General features: G+C 58.6%; 1 protein-coding gene. It reads left to right on the top strand.

Features of this window, described 5'->3' with window-relative positions; translation table 11 throughout:
* Positions 1–233: 233 nt before the first annotated feature.
* Positions 234–998 carry an SDR family NAD(P)-dependent oxidoreductase gene (locus tag MXB90_RS17700; RefSeq protein WP_250046724.1) on the top strand — a complete coding sequence of 255 codons (765 nt, stop codon included), beginning with the start codon at positions 234–236 and terminating at the stop codon, positions 996–998.
* Positions 999–1,113: the final 115 nt, after the last annotated feature.

The raw sequence follows: 1,113 nt of genomic DNA, 5'->3' as shown, positions 1-1,113 counted from the left end.
GTCACTGAAGCTGTGGGATGACTCTGTCCAGGGAAAGGAAAACCTCGGCCATCAGCTGATTTGTGCAACAGAGCCCCTGCGCGCGGTATGGTAAATGTTAACGGCTACCGAAAATGGAGGATTTCTGCATCCAAATCTATTATTATTAATATGCAAGCCTGATGACTCATCGGCGCCGGCTCGATAACTTCCGGCGAGGAATTTGAACGAACAACGCACACGGAGGTGAAAAGGTGAAAGTTGCGGTAATCACGGGTGCCGGATCCGGCATAGGGGAAGCCACGGCCCGGCGCTTTGCGGCGGATGGATATGCACTTGTGCTGGCGGATCTGCGGACTGACCGCCTTTCCGAACTGGCGAAGGACCTGGGCGCAGTGATAGCGGCCACCGATGTAAGCGATGAGGCCCAGGTTGCGGAACTGGTCGCACGCGCGGTGTCAGAATACGGCCAGCTCGACTGCATGATCAACAACGCAGGGATACTTGGCGCCGTCGGTCCCATCGGTAAGATGCCGGCGGCCGATTTCAAGAAGACGCTCGCCATCATGACCGACGGTGTGTTCTATGGCACGAAGCATGCTTCGAACGCGATGGGGGATAGCGGCGTGATCCTGAACACCGCGAGCATCGCTGGAATTGCCGGCTGGTCCAACCATTCCTATACTGCGGCCAAACATGCAGTGGTCGGCCTGACGCGCTCGGCAGCCTGCGAACTGGCGCCGCGCAATATCCGGGTGAATGCGGTGGCCCCGGGAAATGTCGTGACGCAGATAACGATCGGCCTTTATGGCACGCCGGAAGCTGCTCGCGATCGCGCCTTGTCCCGCAATCCGCTGCCCCATGTCTGCACGCCCGAGGATATCGCGGGCACCTTCGCCTTTCTGGCCGGTAACGATGGACGGGGGATCACCGGACAGGTTTTGGTCGTGGACAGCGGTTTGTCCGCATTGCCGGTGCCGGCCGAATACCACATTCGCACCAGCGGCTTCGTCAGCTAGAGTCTGTTGACGTCGGAGGATTCCCAAATCGGTTGCTGAGAGTCGGATTCGGAATTATCTTTGAGATGTCATGCCCTTGCGATGAGCCTCGTGACGCGCCTGATGTGGGCGATGA

It is taken from the genome of Phaeovulum molybdatiresistens, from assembly GCF_023544865.1.
GTDB lineage: Bacteria > Pseudomonadota > Alphaproteobacteria > Rhodobacterales > Rhodobacteraceae > Pontitalea.
This window is presented reverse-complemented; position numbering and strand designations above follow the sequence as displayed.